This is a genomic window from Litorimonas sp. WD9-15 (genome assembly GCF_050271975.1).
In the GTDB taxonomy this organism is placed as follows: domain Bacteria; phylum Pseudomonadota; class Alphaproteobacteria; order Caulobacterales; family Maricaulaceae; genus Litorimonas.
In genome coordinates this window covers 2,723,635-2,740,070 of sequence record NZ_CP189850.1, presented here as the reverse complement: position 1 = coordinate 2,740,070, position 16,436 = coordinate 2,723,635, and the positions used below count along the sequence as shown (strand labels likewise).

19 protein-coding genes and 1 tRNA gene are annotated in these 16,436 nt (G+C 53.8%); 18 read left to right on the top strand and 2 right to left on the bottom strand.

The features are described 5' to 3' along the window. Positions 1 to 61: 61 nt before the first annotated feature. The 9 genes from ACP9M6_RS12875 (at position 62) to ACP9M6_RS12835 (ending at position 9,032) form a co-directional block, all read left to right on the top strand. Positions 62 to 1,198, top strand: coding sequence for an acyl-CoA dehydrogenase family protein (locus ACP9M6_RS12875; RefSeq protein ID WP_427451715.1), 1,137 nt, complete (start codon positions 62 to 64; stop codon positions 1,196 to 1,198). A 14-nt stretch (positions 1,199 to 1,212) separates the two neighbouring features. Continuing rightward, the gene (locus ACP9M6_RS12870; RefSeq protein WP_427451713.1) at positions 1,213 to 1,671 is read left to right on the top strand and encodes a MaoC family dehydratase; all 459 of its coding nucleotides are present in this window, start codon (positions 1,213 to 1,215) and stop codon (positions 1,669 to 1,671) included. A 202-nt stretch (positions 1,672 to 1,873) separates the two neighbouring features. Further along, positions 1,874 to 2,308 carry a hypothetical protein gene (locus tag ACP9M6_RS12865; protein WP_427451710.1) on the top strand — a complete coding sequence of 145 codons (435 nt, stop codon included), beginning with the start codon at positions 1,874 to 1,876 and terminating at the stop codon, positions 2,306 to 2,308. After that, the gene (gene gloB, locus ACP9M6_RS12860; protein ID WP_427451709.1) at positions 2,298 to 3,023 is read left to right on the top strand and encodes a hydroxyacylglutathione hydrolase; all 726 of its coding nucleotides are present in this window, start codon (positions 2,298 to 2,300) and stop codon (positions 3,021 to 3,023) included. Before ACP9M6_RS12865 ends, gloB begins: the two co-directional genes overlap by 11 nt. Positions 3,024 to 3,088: 65 nt before the next feature. Continuing rightward, positions 3,089 to 4,774: a hypothetical protein gene (locus tag ACP9M6_RS12855; RefSeq protein ID WP_427451708.1), complete on the top strand. Its 1,686-nt coding sequence runs from the start codon at positions 3,089 to 3,091 to the stop codon at positions 4,772 to 4,774. 306 nt (positions 4,775 to 5,080) lie between these two features. Further along, positions 5,081 to 6,868, top strand: coding sequence for a long-chain-acyl-CoA synthetase (locus tag ACP9M6_RS12850; protein ID WP_427451707.1), 1,788 nt, complete (start codon positions 5,081 to 5,083; stop codon positions 6,866 to 6,868). After that, positions 6,869 to 7,423, top strand: coding sequence for a DUF924 family protein (locus ACP9M6_RS12845; protein ID WP_427451705.1), 555 nt, complete (start codon positions 6,869 to 6,871; stop codon positions 7,421 to 7,423). Further along, positions 7,420 to 8,031: a DJ-1/PfpI family protein gene (locus ACP9M6_RS12840; protein WP_427451704.1), complete on the top strand. Its 612-nt coding sequence runs from the start codon at positions 7,420 to 7,422 to the stop codon at positions 8,029 to 8,031. Before ACP9M6_RS12845 ends, ACP9M6_RS12840 begins: the two co-directional genes overlap by 4 nt. Further along, entirely contained in the window at positions 8,028 to 9,032 is a 1,005-nt protein-coding gene (locus tag ACP9M6_RS12835; protein WP_427451702.1) for an alpha/beta hydrolase, read from the top strand. The genes ACP9M6_RS12840 and ACP9M6_RS12835 overlap by 4 nt, the downstream gene beginning before the upstream one ends. Here the strand turns inward: ACP9M6_RS12835 and ACP9M6_RS12830 are convergent. Next, complete coding sequence (locus tag ACP9M6_RS12830; protein ID WP_427451700.1) at positions 9,029 to 10,102, bottom strand: sulfotransferase domain-containing protein; 1,074 nt, start codon at positions 10,100 to 10,102, stop codon at positions 9,029 to 9,031. The two genes, ACP9M6_RS12835 and ACP9M6_RS12830, sit on opposite strands and share 4 nt — an antisense overlap. A 143-nt stretch (positions 10,103 to 10,245) precedes the next feature. On the opposite strand from ACP9M6_RS12830, the gene ACP9M6_RS12825 reads away from it, so the two are divergent. The 9 genes from ACP9M6_RS12825 (at position 10,246) to ACP9M6_RS12785 (ending at position 15,760) form a co-directional block, all read left to right on the top strand. Next, positions 10,246 to 11,184, top strand: a complete 939-nt coding sequence (locus tag ACP9M6_RS12825; RefSeq protein WP_427451699.1) for a lysylphosphatidylglycerol synthase domain-containing protein — start codon at positions 10,246 to 10,248, stop codon at positions 11,182 to 11,184. Further along, positions 11,181 to 12,518, top strand: coding sequence for a protein adenylyltransferase SelO family protein (locus ACP9M6_RS12820; protein WP_427451698.1), 1,338 nt, complete (start codon positions 11,181 to 11,183; stop codon positions 12,516 to 12,518). Before ACP9M6_RS12825 ends, ACP9M6_RS12820 begins: the two co-directional genes overlap by 4 nt. Before the next feature lie 87 nt (positions 12,519 to 12,605). Continuing rightward, on the top strand, positions 12,606 to 13,280 hold the full coding sequence (locus ACP9M6_RS12815; protein ID WP_427451697.1) for a YceI family protein: 675 nt from the start codon (positions 12,606 to 12,608) through the stop codon (positions 13,278 to 13,280). Then, the gene (locus ACP9M6_RS12810; protein ID WP_427451696.1) at positions 13,281 to 13,838 is read left to right on the top strand and encodes a cytochrome b; all 558 of its coding nucleotides are present in this window, start codon (positions 13,281 to 13,283) and stop codon (positions 13,836 to 13,838) included. A 23-nt stretch (positions 13,839 to 13,861) separates the two neighbouring features. Next, positions 13,862 to 13,938, top strand: a tRNA-Arg gene (locus tag ACP9M6_RS12805). Between the two features lie 148 nt (positions 13,939 to 14,086). After that, positions 14,087 to 14,251 (top strand): NepR family anti-sigma factor, encoded by a 165-nt coding sequence (locus ACP9M6_RS12800; protein WP_427451695.1) that lies wholly within the window; start codon positions 14,087 to 14,089, stop codon positions 14,249 to 14,251. A gap of 6 nt (positions 14,252 to 14,257) precedes the next feature. Continuing rightward, a complete protein-coding gene (locus ACP9M6_RS12795) occupies positions 14,258 to 14,911 on the top strand; it encodes a sigma-70 family RNA polymerase sigma factor (RefSeq protein ID WP_427451694.1) in 654 nt (217 codons plus the stop codon). 102 nt (positions 14,912 to 15,013) lie between these two features. Beyond that, positions 15,014 to 15,307 (top strand): DUF883 family protein, encoded by a 294-nt coding sequence (locus tag ACP9M6_RS12790; protein WP_427451692.1) that lies wholly within the window; start codon positions 15,014 to 15,016, stop codon positions 15,305 to 15,307. Between the two features lie 111 nt (positions 15,308 to 15,418). Beyond that, entirely contained in the window at positions 15,419 to 15,760 is a 342-nt protein-coding gene (locus tag ACP9M6_RS12785; RefSeq protein WP_427451689.1) for a hypothetical protein, read from the top strand. Position 15,761: 1 nt separating this feature from the next. On the opposite strand, the gene ACP9M6_RS12780 is transcribed toward ACP9M6_RS12785, so the two are convergent. Continuing rightward, positions 15,762 to 16,400, bottom strand: a complete 639-nt coding sequence (locus ACP9M6_RS12780) for a 2-hydroxychromene-2-carboxylate isomerase (protein WP_427451687.1) — start codon at positions 16,398 to 16,400, stop codon at positions 15,762 to 15,764. Between the last annotated feature and the right edge of the window lie 36 nt (positions 16,401 to 16,436).

Below are 16,436 nucleotides of genomic sequence, written 5' to 3'. Positions count from 1 at the left end.
GCGACAGCCGCGCCGATCACATTTAACGACTGCAAAGACAATCGTATTAAAGGAATAAAAAATGGCACTCGTACTCAACGAAGATGAAGTCATGATGCGCGATATGGCGCAATCATTCTTCGCCGAAAAAGCCCCCGTCAAAGCCTTGCGCGAACTCCGCGATACCAATGACGAAACGGGATTTGACCGCGCGCTCTGGGCCAATATGGCCGAAATGGGCTTTGCTGGCATTGTCGTGCCCGAAGAGCATGGCGGCGTGGATATGGGCTATCTCGCAGCGGGTCTCGTCGCCGAGCAAATGGGCCGGAACCTGACGGCGTCTCCGTTCCTCTCGACAGCTATCCTCGCGGCAACCGCGTTGAAATATGGTTCGGACGAACAGAAATCGGAATGGCTGCCGAAGATCGCTTCTGGCGAAACGATCATTGCACTCGCGCTGGATGAGGGCGTGAAACACAATCCGCGCGGGACAGCGACAACGGCTGAACCGTCCGGCAACGGGTTTAAATTGAACGGTTCCAAGGCCATGGTCGTGGATGGGCATGTGGCAGACAAGATGATTGTTGTCGCGCGAACCTCTGGCGAAGAGGGCGATGCGGAGGGGCTCTCGCTCTTCCTCGTCGATCCAAAATCAGACGGCGTCTCCACGGAGCGGACCATCATGGTCGATTCGCGCAATGCCGCCCGCATTGATTTTGACGATGTCGAAGTGGACGGCGATGCTCTGCTCGGCACGCTCGATGGTGGCATGGAGGTGTTGGACGCGGTTCTCACCGCAGGGCGCGGCATTGCGGCGGCGGAATTGCTCGGCGCGGGCGCGCAAGCCTTTGAAGATACCGTCGCCTATATCAAAGAACGCAAACAATTTGGCGAAATCATCGGCTCCTTCCAAGCGCTGCAGCATCGCAGCTCGCATCTTTATTCCGAAGTCGAAATTGCCCGCTCTGCCGTTATCGGCGCGCTGACCGCGCTGGATGAGGGCGACGAGAACGCTGCGCTCTATTGCGCGATGGCGAAAGCCAAGCTCGGCTCTGTTGCGAAACTCGCGTCGCAGGAGGGCGTGCAGATGCATGGCGGCGTCGGCATGACGGATGAATATGATATCGGCCTCTTCATGAAACGTATTCGGGTCTTGCAAGAACTGATGGGAGATGCACATTACCACATGAATGAGTTTGCCGAAGCGAACCAGTACTAACCAAGGGGACTACCATGAAATCCGTAAAAGCCGCAGAACTCGCCTCCATTGTCGGGACCGAAATCGGAACATCCGAGTGGATCACGATCGAACAGGACCGCGTCAACCAATTCGCGGATGTCACGGAAGATCATCAATTCATTCACGTGAATCCCGAAATGGCGAAAATGACACCTTTTGGCGGTCCGATTGCGCATGGTTTCCTGACGCTCTCCCTGCTGTCCAAATTTAGCGAAGGCGGCGGCCTCGTTATTGAGGGCATTAAAATGGGCGTGAATTACGGGTTCGAGAAAGTCCGTTTCCTTGCCCCCGTCAAAGTCGGCAAGAAGGTCCGCGGCGTGTTCAAGCTCAAGAGTTTCGACGAAAAACGCCCGGGGCAATTCCTGCTGACCTATGAAGTCACGGTCGAGATTGAGGGCGAAGAAAAGCCGGCGCTCATCGCTGACTGGCTCGCGATGCAATTTACGGGGTAATCGGAACTCCCACATAGATTTTTTGAAAAGCCGGCTCATATGAGGCGGCTTTTTCATATCTGTGGTTCGTTCCCATTTCATCTGACACGTAATCCGCGCTTGCTGGACTGAAGACGGTGCGACTGAGCGTCCGGCTGTAAGACAATCGCGCAGGCTCATCTGACTCGTTGTCACTGATGCAAATCCCGCTTACAGGTCGCTCATGACCGAAACCCTCAAACGCCCCATTGTGACACGTACCGGACTCATCACCGGATTACTCGCCTTCACTCTGCCATTTCTCGCGGATGCGATTATCTTTGGCGGGTCGGGGCAGGGCGAGAAGATGTTTAATTCACCTGCGGGTCTACTCGGCAATGCCGCCTATGCCGCGATTGTGTTCTGGCTGCTGGATAGCGCGATGCGTCCGCGAAAACGCGTGCGGATTGCGCTTTGGGTCGGGTTGGCTTTGACAGCCATAATTTGGTTGGCCTTTGGCCTCACGGGACAGGCCTATCAGGTCGATGAAACGCTCGGGAATGCGAATATCGGCTTATACATCCTACTCATGGCGTGGCCGCTTATTTGTGTTGTGGTCATGGGCGTTGTCGCAAAAGTTGGTGAACCACCGGAAGAGGAGACTGCCCATGTCGCTTGAAATCGCCCTCTTCCCCTGCCTGTCGGATAATTATGGCTTCCTGATCCATGATGCGGAGACGGGCGCAACGGCCGCCGTCGATACGCCGGATGCGCGGGAGATTGCCGCGCAATGTGAACGTCGCGGTTGGACCCTGACCGAAATCTGGAACACGCATTGGCATCCAGACCACACGGGCGGCAATGTCGCGTTGAAGCGTCGCTATCGTGCAAAAGTCCGCGGGCCGCACCGTGTCGCGGGTGAAATCTCCGCGATTGACGAGACACTGGGCGAGGGAGATAGCTTCGACTTCGCCGGTCACCGCGTCGAGATCCTGCACACGCCGGGTCACACGGATGAGCACATCATCTTTCATATTCCCGATGCGAAAGCTGCCTTTGTCGGTGATACGATTTTCGCTCTGGGCTGTGGGCGTTTATTCGAAGGCACGCCGCAGCAGATGTGGGATAGCTTGTCGAAAATTATGGCTCTGCCTGACGAGACCGCGCTCTATTGCGCACATGAGTACACGCTCTCAAACGCGAAATTCGCGCTCTCGGTTGAACCCGATAATGCGGCGCTTTTGAAAGCTGTCGCCAAGGCAAAAGCCAAGCGGCAGAAGAATATTCCAACTGTCCCGACATCGGTTGCGGCGGAACGTTTGACCAATCCGTTCATCACGGCGGGCAGTGCAGAAGAGCTCGGACGCCGCCGCGCCTTGAAGGATAACTTCTGAGCCGCGTTAAACATGAATACAGTGTTAACGTGACTCTCAGTCTTGCTTCAGGCTTAATGTGAGACATGGCTACCATGACACATTTCCGCACTACACGATTCTGGCTCCTAACGGGGGCGGCGCTGATGACAGCGGGGACCGTCCATGCGCAATCCAAACCCACGCCGCCTTATGCGTCTGCGCCTACGATGGTGCAGGCTGCGCCCGGTTTTCCTTCCATTCCGGCGGATCAAATTGCGCGTGATGTGACGGAAGAAATTAATCCCCGCACGGGCCAGCGCGAACTTATCGCCGCGCCTTTTGATCCGTTTGAACAGGATCCAACTGTTGCGGCCTCTGTACGGTTGCGGTCTATGGATCAGGCCGTCGCCATTGACGGACAGCTCTTGCGCGATGGTGCGCTCTTGGAAATGGATATCTATTATAATTCCCCCTCGGACGACCCCTATGACGGACGCGGCTATGGCGATGCGCTATTCCTCAATGGTGAACTCGCGCCCGTCGTGACACGCGATAGTCGTATTCTGGAATGTTCCAGCCGCGTCGAAAATGTCGTCTATGACCACACGGCCTATTATGGCGGCCCGAGTATCGGGATTTATCGACCCTACCGTCATTATGCCGGGCATTACGGATTCGCAAATAGCGGGTTCGGCTTTGGCTTCGGATCGCGTGGATATCGGGATCGCGGCTACGGTTTCGGCTATAGCAGTCGGGGCTATTCACAACCGCGTTTGCGCAATAGAAACCTAAGACGCGACAATCGCGAATTACGGCGCGAAATCCGTGATCGTGATGACCGTCGGGACGCACGCCAGGACCGGGAACGCGCGGAACGGATTAAACGCGATGAAGATCGCCGCAATCTTGGTCGTGTCGACTCCTATAGCGGTCGATCCGGTACACGGGGCGGCGCGCAACGCGGTGTAAACCCACCGCGTCGTTTGGAAATGGGCACGCGGACACGTTCTGATCGCGATGCAGTGCGCCGTTCCGAACCCAGACAGATAGAGACCAGACGGGCTGAGCCACGTCGTGCCGCGCCCGAACGCGCGGAGCGGAGACAGTCTGAGACAAGACGAAGCGCGCCGAGACGAACTGAGACACGACGCGAAACGGCCCCACAGCCGCAACGCGCAGAACCCAGACGCGCGGAGCCACGGCGTCAGAGTAATCCGTCGCCACGTCGGGCAGCCCCGCAACGTGCGCAGCCTGCGCCGCGCAGTTCTACGCCGCCAAAGCGGACACGCTCTGCACCGCCAAAGACGACGCGTTCAACACCCCGTCGGCAGAGTAATCCGGGCAGAACCGTCAGGCGTCAGCTCGATTTCTTCCCGCGTGATGGATATGGTGGACGAGAGGTCGTGACTTCCCGCTCTGTCGATTGCGCGCGAGAGGAAACGCTGCGCGTGTTCTTACCTGCAGATCGTCTGGATGCCGCACGGTTTGATGGTTTGACTGTTCTCGTACTGGATCGTGATGGCGGTGAGACACCCGTCTTTATCCCGCCAAATTATATTGAGGGTTTCCGCTTGGCGGCTTCCGGTCAAATCCGTCCACAAGGTGTGAACCCGAACTCCCAAAATGGAACGCTAACGCGCATTCCACAGACGCAAGGCAACACATACCGCCTGCCTGATACGCAGATCGAATCTGCACCCTGTCCGGTGGGAACGACGCCGCAAGCCGACGGAACCTGTTTGCAAAACGGGACTACAAATATCAGCCTATCTGGTTATCCGCGGCCCTAACGTCCCATATTGAAACACACCCTGTCTGAAATTTGGACAGGGGTGCGAAAATTCGCGTGAAAAGCGTCAAAAACGCCCCTGTTCACTTGGCACGCGCATTGCAAAAATAGTTTTGAACCCAGGGAGGCATCCCAAAGTTCCCACGTTGCCCGGACCCGGACATTACTCCCGTCCACCCGGGTGCCCAAAGTCAGAATAAGGCCCTGTCATTTCCCAAAGGTGACAGGGTTTTATCGTCTCTGGACTTTCCTTTTTCATCGCCCGCCTTAATGTGCGCCCGACACAACAAGAACCGGGAGAACGGGCATGGGCTTTTCATTATCACGCGAGATTAAATATGTGGGCGGATTGCTCCGTATGTTGCGCTCCGTGAAGGATGTGGATGCGGAATCCAACCACCTCATCGCGGATGAGTTGGAACGCCGCGTCGATGCGTTTGGAACCAACATCGCCTTTATCGAAGGCGAGCGCGAATGGACCTATGACGATATGGAAACCTATGCTAACCGGGTCGCTGCTTGGGCTGGCGCGCAAGGTCTGGTAAAGGGTGACACTGTCGCAGTTTTCGCTCGCAACCGATTGGAATATATTCCGCTTTGGTTTGGACTATCCAAACTCGGCGTCATTCCTGCACTGCTAAATTATCAACTCGCAGGCAAAGCACTGGCACATTGCGTGAATATTTCCGACGCCGCGCATATAATCGTCGATGTCGAAATGGCGAAACAATGGTCCGCCGCCAAGAAGCAGGTTAAGGGCGACCCGAAAGTCTGGGCCGCCTTTGGCGATATTAAGGGCTATGACAGCTTTGACGAGGCGCTGGTTGATCTCGTTCCGAACCGTCCGGCTAAATCCGTGCGGGATGGTCTCACGGCTGGCGGCATGGCGATGAAGATGTTTACCTCTGGTACCACGGGCATGCCAAAGGCCGCAAAGGTCACGCATGTCCGCGCACAGAATTACATGCGTGGTATGGGCAAGGGCGCGAAGGCCGGGCCCAGCGATCGCATGATGATGGTCCTGCCCATGTATCATGCCACGGGTGGCTTGGTCGGCAGTGGCGCGATGCTGACCTATGGCGGTGCAGTCATTATTATCCCGAAATTTTCGGCCTCAAAATTTTGGGATGATGCCGTAAAATACGGCGCGACAATGTTCACCTATGTCGGAGAACTCTGCCGCTTCCTCCTCTCGCAACCCGCCAATGAGAATGAGCGGAAGCACAAAATCCAATGGATTATGGGCAATGGCCTTCGCCCTGAAGTCTGGGGGAGTTTCGTCAGCCGTTTCAACATTCCGCATGTCATCGAATTTTACGGCGCGACCGAGGGCAATGTCAGCCTAATTAATGTCGACGGTCCCGTCGGCGCAGTGGGTCGGGTGCCGAGCTATCTGGCGTGGAAATTCAATATTGATGTCATTCGCTATGATGTCGAAACCGGACAAAATCCACGCGGGGCGGACGGATTCTGTATTCGCGAAGACCTGAATGAGGTCGGCGAAATGATTGGTGAAATCCGCCAAGATGACCCACGTTTCCGCTTTGAAGGTTACGGCACAAAGGAAGACACACAGAAGAAAATCCTGCGCGATGTATTCAAAAAAGGTGACACATGGTTCCGCACGGGCGACCTGATGAAACGGGATGAGGATGGCTATTATTACTTCATGGACCGCGTCGGTGACACCTTCCGCTGGAAGGCGGAAAATGTGGCGACAGGTGAAGTCGCAGCCGTTCTGTCGACCTTCCCAGGCGTCACACAGGCCAATGTCTACGGTGTCGAGGTGCCGGGCTATGACGGTCGTGCGGGCATGGCCGCGATCGTGTCCGAGGAAGAACCGGACCTCGAAGCGTTAAAAGCGCATGTTGAGAAGAACTTGCCGCATTATGCGCGTCCGGTCTTCCTACGATTGTCGAAAGAGTCCGATACGACGAGTACGTTCAAGTTCAAGAAAACGAATCTGGTCAAGGCCGGTTTTGATCCCGCCAAGATTTCAGACCCGATCTATTTCGCCGATCCGAAATCCGGAACCTATGCGACGGTAGATGCGGATGTTTTCAAGGGCATTCACGGCGGGACTGTTCGGCTCTAAATGAAAACCGCGTCCGATATCCTCGATTTCTGGTTCTCGGACGCCGCGAAAAAGCGGTGGTTTAAATCTACCGATGCATTTGATGCGACGATACGGATGGAGTTCGAACCAACGGCTATGGCGCTGGCCGCCAATGCTGCGATGCGCGAAAAATGGGAAGCGGGCGGACCGGAATCGCATCTCGCGCTCATCCTCGCGCTCGATCAATTTCCGCGCAATATGTATCGCGCCACGCCGGGCATGTTTGCCTGGGATGGCTTGGCTTTAGCATCTGCCAAACATCTCGTTAAAAATGGGGGCGACCTCCGCCTCAACCAAACCCAACGACCTTTTGCATATATGCCCTATATGCACAGCGAGAACTTAGATGACCAAGAGGTCTGTATCGCACTCTGCGATGCGCGGTTGGACGACGATAACACGCTGAAATTCGCCATTATCCACCGCGATATTATCGCGAAATTCGGACGCTTTCCGCATCGTAATAAAATTCTCGGTCGGGATATGGCAGAGGGGGAGCAGGCCTTTCTGGATGATGGAGGATTTTCGGGATGATGGATATTGGCATTGTGATCTTCGACGATGTTGAAGAACTGGATTTCGTGGGCCCTTGGGAAGTCTGGAACATGGTCAATGAGGTCAAGAAATACCGGGGTGAAACCGAACCGTTTCGTATGCATCTTCTCAGTCCGTCCGGCGGAGAGGTGCGGGCGGTCAAAGGACTCCGCGTTCTGACGGACGCCGCCATTTCGGATGTTGAAAAACTTGATATCGTTTGCATTCCGGGCGGTGCGGGGACGCGGCCCCTGATGCAGGATAAAGTTTTCATAGACTGGCTCGAAAATATCGCGCCGACCTGCCAATGGGTCACGAGCGTGTGTACGGGCGCGTTCCTGATTTCCAAGGCTGGACTGGCGGATGGAAAACGCCTCACGACGCATTGGGCCGCATTTGAGGAGTTCAAGGAGGCAGGTCTCGCGGGCGAATTGGTGCCCTATGTGCGCTATGTCCGCGATGGCAATCTGCTTACCTCTGCCGGCGTATCTGCCGGAATAGACATGGCGCTCTGGTTGACGGGACAGATTTTCACACCGCAATTCGCCCGCGATGTGCAGCGCGCTATGCAGTACGATCCGGCGCCGCCCTATGCCGGAGATGTATGATGAATGAGCCGAAAAAGCCGGATAATTTCATTGCGCGTATAAAGCGCCGGATGGAAGAAAATGCGGCGGATGACAAACCGTCAAAATTCCAGCTTCAGTTGGAAAAATTTAAATTCGACCCGGATGCCATCAACGTCTTCCAAGACAGCTTTCGCCGCGTCACGAACCAATTTGACCTCCCCGGCCCGCGCATGGCCCGGACAGAAAATTTTAATATCGGGGAGGGTGAAGACGCCATTCCGTGCCGCCTCTTTGTGCCCTTTGGCGCGGATGAACCGAGCGGGCCTTGCCTGATTTATTTGCATGGTGGCGGGTTTGTGACCTGCGATATTGAAACCCATGAGGGGATTACACGGCGTCTTGCCAATGGCGCGGTGTGCCGGGTCCTGTCTGTGGATTACCGCCTTGCACCGCAACATCCTTATCCTGCGGGACCGGAGGATTGCGAGACGGTTTTGCAATGGGCCTTGGAAGGTTTGGGGCTGGAGAGCTACGGCATTGATCCCAAAAATATCGCGATTGGCGGCGATAGTGCGGGTGGCAATATGGCGGCGTATCTGGCGCAAAAATACCGGCATCAGATTAAAAGCCAGATATTGCTTTATCCGCTCATGCAACTCGTCGCGTTAAAGCCGCCCAAGCCGGGACCACAGGATTGGTTGCAATTCGGCTTCATGGCGTTGAAATTTATTGATGAACATTACGTTGCCGGCGCGGATCCGCATGAAACTCGTTTATCACCGCTGCTAGAAAAAGACCTCAGCCATATGCCGCCCGCCTATGTTCTCACGGCGGGGCTGGACCCGTTGCGGGATGAAGGAAAATTATATGCGGAAAATTTGCGCGCGCATGGTGTGGAGGTGACCTATCACCACGAAAAGGCCATGCCGCACGGATTTCTAAACTTTGCACGGGCCTTTCCAAAGGCGAAATCCATTCCACTGGATGCCGCCGATGTTCTGCGTCGACACTTCCCGCGTTTGCAGGGCTTGGGCGCTTAATCCAGTTTAATCGGCGCTTGCCAGATGGATGTCTTATCGCGAATGAAAATCTTCCGGATGGGAAAATGGATCAGCGCGGACAGCCGAATGATGATCGGGAGTTGGTGTTTCACCCATACGGTGAATTGATGCTTGCTGATGTCTATAAATTTGTGCGGTACTTTGGGCGATCTGATATTCGGATCATCAACTGGATAGCCAAAATCGCGTAACCAAGGCATCGCTGTTGCTTCGAAATCTTCGCGATCTTTATTGGGCAAGTTTCGCCATTTCTCAATATTATCAGACGCTTTCATACTCTGAATTTTCGCATGGCTATCCGTGTGGGAGAGCGCGGCCGCCGTTGCCGATGGGCCTTTGGATTCCAAGACAGGCCGTCCTAAAAAACCGGACAGTGTCGTGAGACAGGCGTCCAAATCCGTCGCCATATCCTCATATTTCAATTCCAGATAGCGGGCCGGATTACTCGCGCCCCATTTTGCAAATCCGCTGACATGTTCGGACCAGAGATGCCCGGCTTTGGCATAGGTCTTCGGGCCGAACCATTGTGCGATCCAGCTCTTGGCGACGTCGCGACCGTCGCGCACGACATGGACGATTTTGACGTCTTGTAATCCGTCCAGCGTATCGAGTGTCGGTTTGACCCGGTAATGGGCGCTCTTATCCCCGACCGCATCTGCGCCTTTCAGCTTTGCAAATTCGGAGAAGAGGGCGCTTATCAGGCTTGGATAATCGGTGGAGGCATCCAGAACGGAATCAGACAAGCCTTCGTCATAAATCGCCATAAAAGAACTGGGCCGAATGCCCGCGCGGTATTCATCCGAATCCTGTGAATTATAGGTCCAGATGGAGACGAATTGAAAAATATCGCGCAGGAGGCGCTTGCGGTTCTTGCGCTTATTCAGATCGCCATAGAGCCAGAGATAGTCTTCGAAAATCGAGATAAAATGCGTTTCGGACGGGAAGGCGATGCCGAACCGCGTTTCCAGCAGGTCCACCATCCAATAGGTGCCGGACCGGGGGGAGCCCGCGATAATAATATCAGGTCGCGCCATGATAATCTCATTCATTTAATACAGCCCGGACGGCCTTCAATTCGAGGTGGGCTTTGTCACGTTGAAACTTGCATGTCCACGGTCACCACGCTTTCGAGGGGTTTCCAACGGGTACGGAAGCCATTAACACGCCCCTAACTATCGAACGGAAACTTGTCTTGAAATACCTTAAAATCGGCATCTCTGTTCTTGTGTGGCTCCTGCTCATCTGGTTCCTGTTCAAGACATTGGACCGTCTGCCCAGTTGGGCGGAATGGGCGGGATATATGTCTGGTCCAATCATTATGGCGATTGGTGTATTTGCGCTCTGCTTTCTCGCGGCAACCGGATTGCGGGCGTTCCGGTTTGGCTTTCTCTTGCGCAAAGTCGTCGTCGTGCCTTGGAAGAATATCCTCACCGATTTCCCGTGGCTCCTCATGATCGGGGCGGTCACGCCTCTGCGTTTGGGGGAAGGCTACCGCGCGGTCTGGGTTCGGAAATTCGGGTCGCATTCGCTCTCCGTCATCGCGCTGTGGATAGCTGAGCGGTTGATCGATCTGTTTATGCTGGTCCTCATTCTGTCCGTCACAATAGCCTTGAACGGCGCGTTTGAGGCCGGCACGCGCGGCATTGCGACGGGCGTCATTGCGGCGCTCTTGCTTGGCTATCTCCTCACCTGCTTTTTCCTCAAACCCCTCGTCAGATTTGTGGAGGCCCGCCCGCATATGACACGGCTGGGTGAAATTGGCCGCGCCCTCTCTGTCGTGAACACACTGCCCAACCATGCCGTGATGCTCTCCACCTCACTCGCCATCTGGCTGTTTATCGGCTCAGGGTTCACTGCGATTATGAGCGCGAGTGCGCCTGTTGCCTCACCCGGCCTGTTCGGATTTGCCTCGACAGCATTGGTGAACTTGGCGGGTATATTCTCGGTCATGCCTGGTAATGTCGGGGGCTATCAGGCGGTTGTCGTCGCGGCGTCCGAGCCCTTCGGCTTTCCGGAAACCTCAGCTTTCATGGCCTCGGTCATCCTGATGAGTGTCGCGCTGACGATTACGATTACGTTGGGGTTGTGCGCGCTTCTCATTCGGCGGTTTATTTTGAAAGCTGACGCATGAGTAGTTTCGAACCCCGAACGTCCATCCATGAATTGGGAGATGACTTTTACGACGCGGTTGAACCTGCGGATTTCAATCTGGTCGGCGTGAGATATTTCGATGAGGATCTCGCAAAGGACATAGGACTGAATTTGACGGATCACCAAGTCGTCGACTATTTTCTTCATTTCAAACCGTTGGAGGGCAGTCTCCCTGAACCGCTGGCCTTACGTTATCACGGTCACCAATTCCGCCACTATAATCCAGACATCGGGGATGGGCGCGGGTTCCTCTTTGCGCAATGTGAACATGAGGAGAAACTTCTAGACTTCGGGACCAAAGGCTCCGGCACGACGCCTTTCTCGCGGTCCGGCGATGGTCGGCTCACTTTGCTCGGCGGGGTTCGTGAAGCGTTGGCGACGACACATCTCCATGCGATGGGGGTCAATACCAGCCGGACATTAGCTCTGATTGAAACGGACGAAGCGCTGCAACGCCATGATGAGCCGTCCCCGACCCGCGCCGCCGTCATGACCCGTTTGAGCCATAGTCACATCCGCTTCGGTACATTTCAGCGGCAGGCCTTTTTCGGCAAGACGGAGAATCTTGAAGCGCTCGTTCAATATTGTATCCGGCATTTTTATGCTGGCGCGACAAATGTGGCCGAGTTCTATGACAAAGTCGTCAAAGCCAGTGCCGACACGGTCGCGTCCTGGATGGCAGCGGGGTTCGTCCACGGCGTCATGAATACGGATAATATGAATATCACGGGGGAGAGTTTTGACTACGGTCCGTATCGTTTCCTCCCTTATTTAGAGCCGGGTTTTACCGCCGCCTATTTCGATCATAACGGGCTATATGCCTTTGGGCGACAACCTGATGCAATGGGGTGGAACCTCGCGCAATTGGCGCAATCACTCTCGCTCATCACGGAAGATGCGCCGCTTATCGCATCATTGGAAAACTTTGCCGATCATTATCAAGCGGCGCTGAATGCACATGTCCTACGACGGCTTGGCGTTACGTCGAAAGGCGCAGCCACGGATAACGCCTTCATCCAAACGACATTCCAACTCCTGAAAGACAGCCAAACGCCTTGGCCGCAATTCTGGCATGATTGGCATGGCGGGGCAGGGCGTGCGGACAGTTTGCAAGCCGAAGCTTATGAGGGGCAGGCCTGGACGGATTGGGCAACGGATTATGCGCAATTTGAGCCCGTCTCCGCGCCGCCGGAAATGGACCGCGCCGCAAGTCTGCTCTATGAGGAGATTGGCGCGCTCTGGCAGCCCATCGCGGAAAATGACGATTGGTCGGGTTTTGAGGCCAAATTGACCGATTTGTCGCATCCTGTCTGAACGCCTGACGCCCGCGAGACGTAAAAGGGTTAGGTCACAGGTTAAGACCGTCATCCCGACGACCGATACGCTTTAAAGGAACAGACTATGCCACATTTCCACCGCATCATTACCGCCTCCGCCGCCCTATGTCTCGCCGCCTGTAATGCCGAGACCGCATCGCAAATTGAGGCCAAGACCGAGACCCTCACTGACGTCACCCAGCAATCCGCTGAGATAGTGAAGGCGGGCGCGGACCTCTCAGAATTGCCTTCCGGCACCTATGAGTCAGAGCAGGGCCATGCCTATGTCGCCTTTCAATACTGGCATCAGGGCTATTCCAAACCTATCATCCGTTGGGGCACGACCAATGCGACGGTAGTGTTCGACAATGAAAACCCTGAAAATTCTACACTGGAAGTCATCCTGCCGACCAAGGATATTGATACAGGCGTTTCATCTTGGGATAAAAAAATCAAATCTGCTGACTTCTTCGATGTTGAAAACTATCCTGAGATTAAATTCGTCTCGACCAATATTGAGCAATTGACTGACGGTTACGGCACACTCACGGGTGAGTTGACCATTAAAGATGTGACTAAGCCTTTCACCCTGACGGGGACAATCAATAAAGTTGGCAATCATTTCCGCAGCGGCGTCGATATGTTTGGCGTCTCTGCCACGGGCCAACTTAAACGCTCTGAATTTGGTGTTGATACTTATGCGCCGTCAGCCGATGATATCGAAATTATGGTCGAGGTTGAATTTCAAAAGGTTGAGTAATTGGCGACGAAATCGGAGAGTTATTCACGGGTTGCGATTGCGTTTCACTGGGCGATCGCGCTGTTAATTATCGGACTTGTCCTTTTCGGCTGGCTGATGACCCATGAGTGGATGCCTAATCGGTTCGCGATCTATCAGTGGCATAAGAGCTTTGGGATTTTGGTCTTAGTCCTGTCTCTCGGTCGCTTAATCTGGCGTTTCATGAACCCGCCACCCGCTTTGCCAGACGGCATGAAGGGCTGGGAGACTGTGGCGGCCAAGATTACCCATATCGGGTTTTACGTCTTAATGATTGGCATGCCGCTTTTAGGCTGGGCGATGATTAGCGCCTCACGTCTTCCCATTGAGAACGAGTTGTTTTACCTCATCCCGCTGCCGGACCTGCCGGGCATTTCAGCGTCTGATGCTGTTGAAGCACGGTTCAAACTCCTGCATGAGATCGGGGCGAAATTGATAATAGTACTGTTTGTTTTGCACGTGGGCGGTGCGTTAAAACACCATTTCATTTCCAAGGACAATGTTTTGGCGCGGATGATCCCCGCCTTGCGACGTCCGTAAAGTGGACGAAGGCCAGTCTTCAAGGTCCCGTAGCTCAGTCGGATAGAGCATCAGATTCCTAATCTGGAGGCCGGTGGTTCGAATCCACCCGGGATCGCCAAAATGTCGCGGCGTTAGACTGTGGTTACTTTGGAACAGTTTATAAATTACGTCGTTCTATGACTGTAATTAAATGCAAACCGCATTTTAAGTTACATCAAAAAAATGATGAGGTTTACTTTAACCTCAATCAATCAAAGGAGGACAATATGACGAAACGCAATGGCGAAAGTAAAAAAGGCAGTGTAAAGCGTCGGTCAAATCATGATAAAGTCGGACAAGACATCAAATCAATCTATGATGATGTCGTCAGTGAACCGGTGCCGGATGAAATGGCCGATTTCGACAAGCCGAAGCGTAAACTAGAAAGTTGAGTTAATATGGCGAAATCCAACGACGATAAGACATCGGGAGATGATATACCGAAATTTGTTGAATCGGAATTTCGCCAAGAACTCACATCTCTAATTCCGCATTTACGGGCCTTTTCCCGGTCCCTTTGCAAAGATTCGACCTTGGCTGATGATGTTGTGCAGGATGCCCTCATCAAGGCCTGGGCTGCGCGGGAGAGTTACAAGCCCGGAACGAATATGAAGGCTTGGGCCTTCACGATTTTACGCAATCAATTTTATTCAATAAAAAGACGGTCTTGGCGTCGGCAATCGCTGGACCCTGAAATCGCAGCGGAAACAATCGTCTCTGTTGAAACACCCGTCGCAGCCGTCCGTCTAAACGAGTTGCGACAGGCTTTGGATGAGTTGTCCGATGATCAGCGCGAGGCCCTTATCCTCGTCGGGGCAGGGGGCTTTTCCTATCAGGAAGCCGCAGAGGTTTGCGGTGTCAAAACGGGAACGATCAAGAGCCGCGTCAGTCGTGCCCGCGCAAATCTAGAGGTCATTTTACAATCCGGTGATTATGAACATGACGAAGACGGGATTGAAGCCCTCGGGGCAATGGAAGCCATTTTTGAGGAAGTTGAAGAGATCGTCGTCGATTCGGATGAAGTCGCCGACGATTATATAGACACACTTTAGGCTGGATAATTTTTCTCAAAATTCTTGGAACGGACTCGTCCGCGGACACGTTGGTTTTGCAAGATATGTTGATTTTGACAATTTGAAACCAAGGAGAAAAATATGCCTGCTAAGAAAACAGCGACACCCATTGAGACTGACCTGTCGGCACAAATTGAAGTCCTACGCGCCGACGTTGCTCTGCTGACGAAAACACTGAAAGAGCAGACGAAAGTGACAGTTACGGAAAAAGCCGAAAGCGCGAAAGCGATGGCCCATGAGAGAGTTGACCTTGCCAAGGCAAAATATGACGACCTGTCATCGCAGGCTGAGGCATCGATTAAGGAAAACCCACTAGCCTCTGTAGCGATTGCAGTCGGCGCCGGTATGGTCTTGGGCCTTCTGACCCGTCGATAGGACTTTCCCATTAAGATGCTAAGATTACTGACCTTCGTGCTCCCTTTATTATTGAAGGGGCCGACGAAAGGCCCGATCAAAAATTTGGTCGGGCGTTCTGCATTTTCCGCTTTGACCTTTTTCGGATTTTTTTTCCTGTTGGCGGCCTTGTTTGTCTGGCTAATGGCGACCTATTCACTCGTGGTGGCTTTCTTGGCGATGGCCGTCATCTTCTTTTCGGGTGCACTCCTGATATTGATAAAACAACGTTTGGCGGCCTCTAAGAAAGGGCGTCAGATATTGCCTACGACGAAAACGGAAGACACGCTGACAGGACTTTTGCCTGATTCTCTGGCGAGCGACCCTTCCGTTCAACATGTTCTACGAGAAATAGGAAAAAACCCCATCCCCGCAGCTGCAATAGCTGCATTGGTTGGTGCGGTTGTCGCAAGGGAGCTTTTCAAAAAAGACTGATTTAGCTTACCCCGAGTTGATCCAAACGCCATTCCAAAGCATCCAAACGGTCCATCCCGAAAAACGGTTCGCCGCGTAAGACAGTTGTCGGAACACCCCAATGCCCTGCCTCGCGCAGGGCTTTGTCATTTGCGTCCAGCTTGGCATCCAATTCCGTTTGATGTCCGGAGATCTTCGCCTCTAATGCAGCCAAGTCGATACCGACATTTCTCAAAGCCTCTGACAGGCGGTTTTCTGCCGTCCAATCTTCGCCGCTCCATATGATGGGGCTGACGGTTGTAATAAAATCTAGCCCGCATTCAGACTCAGCCGCTAAAATTCCAAGATAGGCGAGCCGGTAAATGTAAGGCTGATCCTCTGCGATTTTCGCATTGGTCAAGTCTTGTACAATTGGGTCAGGTTTGGGAATTGAAATCGTTTGCTCTGTCATCTCTCCCAAGCGAAAGACATCCTTTAGCAAATAGGTAATCCATGGCATCCCGCGACTGACAAAAAACTCCGGATCACGAATGGCGAGCGGGTGGACGATCCGCACGTTAAATTCGACATCCCGACGCGCCGCGATGTCATTGATCTGTTTCAATGCGAGATAGGAATAGGGTGAGCGGAAGGACCAGTAGAGATCAATGGGTTCAGACATAGTTGTATTTTCCTATTCGACGGCGCGCATAATCTG

Coding starts and splice junctions, on each gene's coding strand:
- ACP9M6_RS12875 (WP_427451715.1), top strand. CDS start 62: ATGGCACTCGTACTCAACGAAGATGAAGTCATGATGCGCGATATGGCG.
- ACP9M6_RS12870 (WP_427451713.1), top strand. CDS start 1,213: ATGAAATCCGTAAAAGCCGCAGAACTCGCCTCCATTGTCGGGACCGAA.
- ACP9M6_RS12865 (WP_427451710.1), top strand. CDS start 1,874: ATGACCGAAACCCTCAAACGCCCCATTGTGACACGTACCGGACTCATC.
- gloB (WP_427451709.1), top strand. CDS start 2,298: ATGTCGCTTGAAATCGCCCTCTTCCCCTGCCTGTCGGATAATTATGGC.
- ACP9M6_RS12855 (WP_427451708.1), top strand. CDS start 3,089: ATGGCTACCATGACACATTTCCGCACTACACGATTCTGGCTCCTAACG.
- ACP9M6_RS12850 (WP_427451707.1), top strand. CDS start 5,081: ATGGGCTTTTCATTATCACGCGAGATTAAATATGTGGGCGGATTGCTC.
- ACP9M6_RS12845 (WP_427451705.1), top strand. CDS start 6,869: ATGAAAACCGCGTCCGATATCCTCGATTTCTGGTTCTCGGACGCCGCG.
- ACP9M6_RS12840 (WP_427451704.1), top strand. CDS start 7,420: ATGATGGATATTGGCATTGTGATCTTCGACGATGTTGAAGAACTGGAT.
- ACP9M6_RS12835 (WP_427451702.1), top strand. CDS start 8,028: ATGATGAATGAGCCGAAAAAGCCGGATAATTTCATTGCGCGTATAAAG.
- ACP9M6_RS12830 (WP_427451700.1), bottom strand. CDS start 10,102: ATGAATGAGATTATCATGGCGCGACCTGATATTATTATCGCGGGCTCC.
- ACP9M6_RS12820 (WP_427451698.1), top strand. CDS start 11,181: ATGAGTAGTTTCGAACCCCGAACGTCCATCCATGAATTGGGAGATGAC.
- ACP9M6_RS12815 (WP_427451697.1), top strand. CDS start 12,606: ATGCCACATTTCCACCGCATCATTACCGCCTCCGCCGCCCTATGTCTC.
- ACP9M6_RS12800 (WP_427451695.1), top strand. CDS start 14,087: ATGACGAAACGCAATGGCGAAAGTAAAAAAGGCAGTGTAAAGCGTCGG.
- ACP9M6_RS12795 (WP_427451694.1), top strand. CDS start 14,258: ATGGCGAAATCCAACGACGATAAGACATCGGGAGATGATATACCGAAA.
- ACP9M6_RS12790 (WP_427451692.1), top strand. CDS start 15,014: ATGCCTGCTAAGAAAACAGCGACACCCATTGAGACTGACCTGTCGGCA.
- ACP9M6_RS12780 (WP_427451687.1), bottom strand. CDS start 16,400: ATGTCTGAACCCATTGATCTCTACTGGTCCTTCCGCTCACCCTATTCC.